Origin of the sequence: Clostridium sp., assembly GCF_040797585.1 — a bacterium.
GTDB lineage: Bacteria > Bacillota > Clostridia > Clostridiales > Clostridiaceae > Clostridium_Z.
In genome coordinates this window covers 1-10,086 of sequence record NZ_JBFNEO010000097.1, presented here as the reverse complement: position 1 = coordinate 10,086, position 10,086 = coordinate 1, and the positions used below count along the sequence as shown (strand labels likewise).

6 protein-coding genes and 1 pseudogene are annotated in these 10,086 nt (G+C 30.0%); all 7 read right to left on the bottom strand.

Going from position 1 to position 10,086, the window contains the following annotated elements; translation table 11 throughout:
* A partial coding sequence (locus AB2369_RS07810) for a helix-turn-helix domain-containing protein (protein ID WP_367665920.1) occupies positions 1–209 on the bottom strand: 209 nt, incomplete at its 3' end.
* A pseudogene (locus tag AB2369_RS07805) lies at positions 151–524 on the bottom strand (recombinase family protein). The pseudogene AB2369_RS07805 and the gene AB2369_RS07810, both read right to left, overlap by 59 nt.
* Before the next feature lie 68 nt (positions 525–592).
* Entirely contained in the window at positions 593–1,873 is a 1,281-nt protein-coding gene (locus AB2369_RS07800; protein WP_367665919.1) for a lipopolysaccharide biosynthesis protein, read from the bottom strand.
* A 1-nt stretch (position 1,874) separates the two neighbouring features.
* Positions 1,875–3,017: a glycosyltransferase gene (locus AB2369_RS07795; protein WP_367665918.1), complete on the bottom strand. Its 1,143-nt coding sequence runs from the start codon at positions 3,015–3,017 to the stop codon at positions 1,875–1,877.
* A gap of 1 nt (position 3,018) precedes the next feature.
* Entirely contained in the window at positions 3,019–4,089 is a 1,071-nt protein-coding gene (gene gmd, locus AB2369_RS07790; protein WP_367665917.1) for a GDP-mannose 4,6-dehydratase, read from the bottom strand.
* Positions 4,090–4,312: 223 nt separating this feature from the next.
* Positions 4,313–5,161, bottom strand: a complete 849-nt coding sequence (locus AB2369_RS07785; protein ID WP_367665916.1) for a hypothetical protein — start codon at positions 5,159–5,161, stop codon at positions 4,313–4,315.
* Between the two features lie 294 nt (positions 5,162–5,455).
* Positions 5,456–10,086 (bottom strand): pectate lyase-like adhesive domain-containing protein (locus AB2369_RS07780; RefSeq protein WP_367665915.1); only part of this gene is annotated, 4,631 nt, incomplete at its 5' end.

Here is a 10,086-nt window from a genome sequence, read left to right as displayed (position 1 = left end):
TTAACTTCATTATTTATATACTTATCAAAAATATTTGCACTTAATTTTCCTTCTTTTTTAGAAATTAATCCATCTTTGAATTGCCTATACAACTCTTGACTTTTAGCTAGATATTGATTATATAACCATCTGCAAACACCAATACTTTGATTAATCTTTTGCTTCTGCTGCTCTGCTGGGAATATCTCTGTTTTGTATGCTTTTAGCAATCTCTTTATCCTCCTCTATTTTTTCTTATACTTTATCATTCCATATATTTTACAACTAAATTCATGAAGTATTGAAATGATATCTTGAACCATTTCCTCTTGTGGCTACAAAAGCTCATTGTTAACTACAACAATCTTTCTATCACCACTTGAATTATTTATTCCTTTATATTCAAGATACTGGTCATAAGTATAATATCTTCTATCGGTAGGGGTTCTTTTTGCTATAAGAATACCTTCTCTATCCCATATTTGTAAGGTTTTAACTGATACATTTAGCAACTCTGCAAAATCCTTTGGTTTATAATTTGATATGTGTTTCATATGTTAATAACTCCTCGAGTATATTTAAACACTTATAAACACATTTATCTATATATTTATTAACTATTCCAATCTCCTTTAAGCTCATGTCTTAGCTGAAACGGAAGTATTATAGCCGGAAGTACCTGACATATAAATGTAGCCAGCTTCACCCCATATATACCCATGGATTTCCCCAAATATATGGATAAGGGAATATTTAAAATTGCTCCGATTATTGCTAAATATAACTGAATATTTATCTTACCCATACCATTTATAATGCTACAATAAATAGCTGTCCACCCTTGAACTATGGTATAAACTCCAAATAGTACAATAAGCCTTGAAGGAATAATTATCTCCTTTTGTAACCATATAGGAGTTATATCATTAAAGAATAGGGATACCACAATAACTCCCAAGGAGAAGGGCAATAGTAAAAGCTGAAGTTTTCTTAAAATACTAACTATCCACTTTTTGTCCTTCCTAGCATAGGCATAGGTTACAGCGGACCATATAGGTATTAATATTATGGAATATAGCATGGACATATTATTATAAACCTTATTTAATATGTCATACTGAGTTACTTCCTTAAGCCCTATAAGGTTAGATATTATAAGATTATCCGTAGAGAAAAGTATTACTCCACAAACTTGAAGTATAAAAAACTTTACCCCAAGGTCTAATATATCCCTTATTCTATCCTTATCAAAGTAACTTATTTTAGGTATTACATCTCTATGATTTAAGAAAAAATATAGGGTGAGTATGATATTGCTTAAGGTTAAGCTTAAAATATAAACAAAGGCAATATACATAAGGTTACCTTCACTTATATTACTTATGAAATAAACCCCACCTAATAAAAATGTAGAATTTAAAATCTGCCCAATACTCACTAAAGCGCTCTTTTGGTAAGCATATAATATAGAGTTTATAAGTCCTGTTATAAAGTTTAAGGCAAAGCCTACTATTACTATATATAAGGCTCCCTTAAAGTCTGGATAGCCAAAGCCCTCTGTAACAAAGATCTTAGAGAATAAAATAGCTATTATACAGACCACTAAGGAGATTAAAAATAAAGTTATATAGGCTGTAGATATATAGCTTTTTTCCTTATCCTTATCATCCTTTGCTAAGGCTTCTGTAAGTCTATTCTTTACTCCATTTCCTATACCTAAGTCTCCAATAGCCATCATAGCTATAATAGATAGAAGAGTAGCCCAAAGTCCATTTCTGTCTTCCCCTAAATAATTTAAGGTCAATCTCACCATATAAAGATTTATAACTATATTAAAAAACTTTGCTATATAGTTTATAAGGGTATGAACCCTTAAGGTTTTATTTATATTCATACTATTTTTCTCCCTCTATATAATCCATAGCCCTTGAAAACATATTGGTGAAATTATTAATGGAAAAAAGCTTATTACTCTTCTCATATATCTCCTTACTCTTTTCCTCTAATTCCTTCTCTGATACCATTAGAAGCTTATTTATATAGTCATCCACATAGTCTAGGGTATAATCCTCTAGAATATAAACCTTATTTCCTAAATCCTCAAAACCTAGCTCCTTTGAAACCACTGGTATAAGTCCATGTCTCATGGAGGTTAATACTGATGTGGACATAGCCTCCCCACAGGATGGTAGTATTACAAAGGTGCACTTTTCCACAAGATTTAAATATTCTTTAGAGTAAACATCCATAAAGCCATGATCTATTATATTATCTTTCTTTGGTATATCTATTATCTTTCTATCCTCATCACTTACTCCACATATGTGAAGGTATATATCATCTCTTTTTGAAAACACATCTAAAAGTATATCTAACCCCTTATGTATAGCTCCATTAGAGCCAAACCATATAAAGTGATTCTTACATGATTTAAAATCCTTAGAGGAATACTTAAAGTCCTCATTATATAGTCCTGAAGGATATACCCTTATCTTCTTAAAGTCATAATCCTTAAAGTGGCTTTTCTCCCCTAGGATTATTCCATAGTCTACATTCTCAAAATCTAGTTTATTATAATAAACCCCACTTCTCTTTACCTTATGAAGTTTTCCATGTCTTTTTCTATAGTATTCTAATCTTTCCTTTTCCCTCATTAGGGAAATCTCTGGCTCGGTTTCAGTTATGTATATGACCTTTTTAGCCTTCTTATTAATTTGACATGCCTTTTTAAAGGTGTCTCCCATACCAAAAACTAAATCATAGGTTTTATCCTTAATAATGTCATAGGATAAGTCGTCAAATATATGGCAGGCATCTATAACATATCCTCTATCTATAAGAACCTTTAATATCTGTCCACTTTCTAAGGTATTACTATGGTAGATTTTATTGTTTTGTAAATCCATCATTAAGGAATTATTTATATAGGCAACCAGTGCCCTCTTTTGATTCTTATTCCTTAAATCTAGGTTTATATTTTGTACCATATAGGAAGATTTAACCTTCCTTTTTAAATAATACTTTATTCTATCTATCATTCTACTTCCTCTTATTTAAAAAGGTTTTTGTATCACATCCTGCTATAAGTTCCATATCACTATCTACCATTCTCTTAACTAATTCCTTAAAGCTTACCTTTCTTCTCCATCCTAGGTCTTTTTCAGCTAAAGATGGGTCTCCCCAAAGAAGCTCTACCTCTGTTGGTCTAAAATACCTTGGATTTATATCTACAAGTAATTTTCCACTTGCTCTGTCATAGCCCTTTTCTTCAACGCCAGTTCCCTTCCATTCTATGTCTATGCCAACTTCCTTAAAAGAAAGCTCCACAAACTCACGAACAGTATGGGTCTCCCCTGTGGCTATAACATAATCCTTTGGTGTGTCCTGCTGAAGCATAAGATGCATTGCCTCTACATAGTCTCCAGCAAAGCCCCAGTCTCTCTTAGCATCTAAGTTACCTAAGGATAGCTTGTCCTGCTTTCCTGCCATTATGGATGCCACAGCCCTTGTTATCTTTCTTGTAACAAAGGTTTCCCCTCTTCTTGGAGATTCATGGTTGAACAGTATACCATTACATGCAAATATATCATAAGCCTCTCTGTAGTTTACAGTGATCCAGTAAGCATAAAGCTTTGCTGCTGAATATGGACTTCTTGGATAGAAAGGTGTCTTCTCACTTTGAGGAGCTGTCCCTTCCATTCCTCCAAAAAGCTCTGAGGTGGAAGCTTGATAAAACTTACACTTAACTCCACTTTCCTTTATGGCATCTAAAAGTCTAAGGGTTCCTATTCCATCTACCTCTGCTGTGTACTCTGGAACCTCAAATGATACCTGTACATGGCTCTGTGCCGCTAAATTATATATCTCATGAGGATTTACCTTTTCTACTAATCTATTTAAATTAGAGGAATCAGTTAGATCTCCATGATGAAGGAATAAGGTTTTATTCCCTATTTCAGGATTTTCAAACAAATGATCTATCCTCTTTGTATTAAAATTACTACTTCTTCTTATTATTCCATGAACCTCATAGCCTATCCCCAGTAAATATTCTGTAAGGTAAGAACCATCTTGTCCTGTTATCCCCGTTATTAAAGCCCTTTTTTTCATTATGTTTAACTCCCTTTCGACATATCTTAAAATAACTTAAATTTCATTTAAATATACCATACTTTTTAAATTATACCATATTTATAAATTATTATGTAGGTTATAGGATTATGTAATTAATTCGTAATATCTCTTTAAAAGAAAATAAGAGAAACCTCCTAAATTAAAACTTAAGAGATCCCTCTAGCTTCTTATTCTATTCTTTAATCTTTAGAAATATAGTCTAAGACTCTTCACTATAACTTATATTATAGTCTGTCCTTACTGCTTTTCTATCCTGAAGATTTATCTCATCTAAGGTAACCCTAAAGGCTTCTTTTTCCTTTGGCATTTTTACCTTCAATGTAATAGTCTTATTCTCCTCATCCACATCTATGTTTTCTATGGTTCCCTTATCTAAAGTGATTTTGTCCTTAAAGTCTTCACTAAAATCCTTATTAAAGGTAAGGGTTAAGGTATCCTTATTATTAAAATCTAAGGACTTAAGCCCTATGGTTTTATCATATACCTTAGCTAAGTTGTCTATATTACCTTTAAGCCACTGTTTATTCTCCTCATGTTCTACATCCTCCATAAGGTCATAGGCTTTTTCTAAGTTATCTAAGGTTAGGATATTTTGAAGATTAATAAAAGCGTCCTGAGCTAATATAAAATCCTTAGTGAAAAGGTCATAGTCATATAATGATACCTGATACATGTAGTACTGAATATTTCTCTCATCCTCTACATTAGGTATAACATCATTTAATAATCTATGATACTCCTCTACATTTAAGGTTTCTCCATAATGGTCTATCTCCTTCATTACCCTTTCAACCTCTGGAGTTACACAAGCTTCCTTTAATTCTTCTAATTCCTTAGTATAGTTGTCCTTCTCTTCTCCATCCTCTAACTTTTCAATAGTAATCTCTGCCTTATTATAATCCACCATAGCCTCACTTGCTTTAGTGTTATTTATAAGCTCCTCAATGTACTCAGTTCTACCATCTTTAAATATTAAATAATAAAGTATGGGAGATATAAGAGTAAGGATTATTATCCCACTTATTATTTTAATGTTTCTATCCTTCATAATTAATTCCATCCCCTGTTAAATTTTACTTTTACATTACAAATTATATCATTATAAGTAAACTCTAACAATATAGAACGAATCTTTCTTCAGATGGTGTTCTTTCCACCATCTTAAGATTAGATAAGTTAATCTAGGGGCGTAGCAACTGTTATCCCCCGCCTTTTAAGAGGATGGGGTGTTACAGTTACTAGCCATCAGATAAAGGTGTTTTATTGCTTATAACCAGTAAAAAAGTCACAGATTTCTAAGATTTCTCTAAAAATCTGTGACTTTTATAAGTTTACTAAAATATTATTCTACTATATCCATTTTAGGTTCTAACAGGATATTGAATTTAAAAAATGTAGATTCACCCATGTAAGTATATTTTGTTTTTAATTCTACATTTATAGCTATAAGATCCTTACCTTCATTAGCTTTATTTAAAACTAAATTATTATCTACTAAAGAAATATAAGAATTCTCATCTAGAATTATCTCTACACCTTCTAGTAAGTTAGATATATCTTCAGAAAATAACTTATCTCCTATGCTATTATTGCCATTAATAACTAACTTATTATTAGATAATATGGAATTTATCTTTTCTGTTATATCGTCTATTCTTATTACCTCTTCCACTGAAACCTTAAGTTTCTCTACGGTATCTATACTTCCATCTACAAGTCTATCTTTTACTAAAGAAACTCTATTCTCTCTTAGTTTGTCCTTATACTCATTGTTAAGGGTATTGTTTATCTTTTCTAATATTACACTGTCATCATTTTTATCCCTTATCTCTGATATTAACTTTGTAATTTCTTCTTGGGCATTTGTCCCTTGATTCTCTTCATGGTTTAATGACACATTTAGTCTATAGAAATAGCTAATCATATTAATAGATTTAAATCTATATGATATGCCTAAAATTCCATTATAGTTACTTTCCTTATCTTCAACATGATTTAGTATTAATTTATCATATTTCCCATTAGAATCTATACTTAAGAATTTATTAAAATCATCCTTTTTATTCTCGTCTGTAGAAAATCCTATATTATCTAAAAGACTTTTATTTTCTCCTAGAACTAAATGTGTTATATCTCCACTTTTTTCATCCTTTGATAAATTCAACTTTCTTGAAGGATGGAGCCTATTCATCTCATTTTCAAAGTTCTTTAGCTGCTTACATTCCTCTATAGTATTTAATAACTGCTCCTTAGTATTAATGCTATTATTAACTATACTATCTCTAAGGAATTTCTCCCAACTACTTGGTACATCTTTTACTCCACTTTCCCTAAATATATTAGCTATCTCTTCATACTTACTTGTTTTTTCTAGTTTTTCTCTTAATCCTTCAATGTAATCCTCTTGAATTGTATTTATAGCTACAGTAGTACCTGTACCATATCCCCAACCAATAGAGAGTTTTGTATCAAATCCTATATTGAAGTATATTGGTTTTTCTGTTGTATTATTTTTCTTTAATGTAATATTACCATCATTTTCAATTCTTATATATTCACCTTCATCCCCTGTATCTGTATAAGTTATAAAGGTATTCTTTTCCTTAAGTTTATTTAAAAAATCTTCTTTAAATAAAAGTTTTTCTTCCCCTTCTTTTAAATCTGACTTTATATCTATATTAATAGGAGATCCAAACTCTTCCTTAACTATTTCTAAGGCTTCCTCATTTAAGACTACTTCTTTAACAAAGTTATTTAAATCCTCTAATGTAACTACTGCCCCACTTAATATAATATCCTTATATCCACTAGCTCTATGAAGTGGTAACTTTTCTTTCTCATCTATAGTTGAATATTGCTTTATTAAGTTTAATATTGAAGCCTCTTCATTTATATTTTTAATATCATTCATTAAGGATGTTATAGAATCCTCTGCCTTATCTGAATTAGTAATTTGAAGACTTAAACTATACATCCTATTATTATCAGTAATTCTAGCATAAGCATATTTATTACTCTTTCCCTTATTATTTTCTTTTAAATAGATATTACCATCTATTAATTCAAATAAACTCGTACCATCAGCTTCGTACGTGGAACTTGGTGACTCTATACTTAGGCTAATATTATTATCCTTAAGTTTTTTTACAAATTCTTCATCAAATATAGCTCTTTTTTCTCCCTCTTTTAAGTTAGAAAATAATATTTTACTTCTATTCTCTCCACTTAACCCCTTCATTTCCTTTCTGATCTTATTAAAAGGACTTATTTCTTTCAAAAAATTATCCAAATCAACTATAGTTGCTATGGATTTATCTTTAATTTTATCTGTTATCATATAATAATCCATAACATCTAAATCTTCTTTTTCTTTACAACCGGCAACTTCCTTTATTAAAGATATAATCTTGCTTTGTTGTATTGAAAGCTTCTTTTGAAACTCTCCATTAATTCCTGATTTAAGTAACTCATCCTCTGTCTTAATTATCGTTTCTCTTAGATGCTCCATTTTCTTATCTAATTCTCTATTAAGATTTATATTTAGAACATAGAAGGTAGAGTTACATTTTATACTCTTATATTCATAGGTTATAGCAATCTGCCCTTTATAAGTTTTATCCTTATCTTTTATATCCTTAAGTACTATATTGTTACTATTATCTATAGTTATAAATTCATTTAGATTATTTTTATTATCTTCAAAGGTTTTAAACTTTACTCCTTCAGGTACCTCTATTCCTTCCCCTAAGATAGACTTAGTTATATCTCCTGCTGTTCCATCTAAGTTAATAGTTCTACTTGGATGAATTTTATTTAGATTCTTCTCAAAATCTTCTAGTACTGTCTTCTCTTCCTTAACTTTATTTAAAGTTTCTAAATCCCTGATAATTTCGTTATTTATCATAGTCGCAAAGAAAAACACACCTCTTCTTGAAACCTCTATGCCTTTTTTATTGAATGCTTCAATTAACCTGTCTTCTTCTATTTTTGAGCTACCCTTTATATCCTTTATTTCTTCTCTTAGACTTTGAATAATCATAGGCTCTATTTCTATTACCTTATTTAACTTTATAGCCTCATTTATTGAAGAAAAATCATATTCAAACTCCATGGATATATCTTTTTTATCTTTTTCATCGTTATATTTTGATAATATAAGTTTATCCTGTCCATTTTCTTCAACTACCTTTATATTATCATGGCTAAAGGATTTTCTCATAGCTTTCCCATTCTTATCTCTATATCCATTATTAAATATAACATTTGTTACATCCTGACCCTTTATTGTATCTTCCTTAATTAAAGACTTTTCCTTTGAGAATGCCATAATATCATTATATTCTTTAATGATATCCTCTATTTGAGATTTACTAATTATCATATATTCTTTATCTTCTGAAACTTTAAATAATGCCTTAGTAATAAACTCTATATTGCTTTCATCAACTTTATCTAATCCCTTGGATATATATATTTCCTTTCCTTCCTTCTTACTCTCATCATCCCACTTAGTAATATCCTTTATTTTTGATTCCCTCAAATCTTTTAAAAGTTTGGACTCTACTGATACCTTTGTTTCTTCTCCCTTAATAACATCCTCTGTCTCTAAGACTTTTTGTCCATTTAAAACTTTTACAATTTCAACATTAATCTCATTACTATCTGTAGAGTTTTCTATGGTTATATTAGAAGTTGTATCCTCATCAAAGGTTATCTTAACCTTTACATTATGGTCCTTTACCTCAACCTTTCCCTCTACCCTATCCATTTTTATTTCTACACTGGCATTTACTTCAATATTATCTATGTTACCAGTTATACTTATAACTGCATTAGATGATTGTACCCCATCCTTTGAGTTAAGCTTAAGATTATTAATAGTTGATTTTATTCCGTTAACTATATTTATAGCTGTTTCTACATTTAATGTTATATTCTCTACAACTCCATTATTAACAAAGGACCCTGAAGCTTCAGTCTTCACATTATTTCTAACCATGGGTACTTTATTTACTGTACTTAATAATGGAGAGTATAATCTCCTATACATAGCATCACTTTTAAATGTCTTTCTATTATCAGTTATTTCAGTGGAAACTATTTTAGATCTTTCATCTACTACAACTCTTCCACCAGTTATATTGGATTTTAAATTATTTATGTTTGAAGATATTAAATTTACACTACCTCCTTTAGCATCTATTGATGCCATAGCTAAAGAGGTATTTATAACATGAACATTACCTGATGTTAGTGTTAAATTAAGTTGTTTTCCATTATAAATCTTCATATCTCCTGAAGATACATTTATATTTTTTATATTTCCGCTCTTAAGGGTAATAATATTACTATTATTTATATGAGAGTTTAATGCCTCAACTTCCATATTATCTAACTCTATATCACTATTACCTCTTCCTGTTATATCATTAACCTTACCATTTTTTAAGGTTACCCTATGTCCATTATTAACAGTCATCTTATTTAAGGTTTTTCCATTTAAATCAATATTAATAGATCTATCCAGATTTAATGGAGTACTAGAGTTTATATCCTTGTTTATCTTTATATTCTTTACTTCCATATTATCCATGGCAGATTTGAATTCTTCTAAAGAGGATACCTCTTTTGTATCCTTATTCACTTCAGGGATATCAACTACTGGCGGAGTTATTCCCCCTCCATCTCCTGGCTCTACAATTATAACTGGATCTTCTTTAACTAGCTTTGAGAAAGAAACCTTATGACTTGATGATTTTATTTCCTTATTATCTAAGGAGAACTTGTCTACTAGAATCTCATAGACCTTATTTTCCTCTAATAAATTAACCTTTAACTCAATAGTTTTTTTATCCTTTAATACTACACTTTCTATGGATAAATCTTTTATTTTAAATACTTCTTTACTTATAGAATTAATTTCTTCAAAAAGTTTTATGGTTATGGTGTTTTCTTTTACATGCTCTATATCAT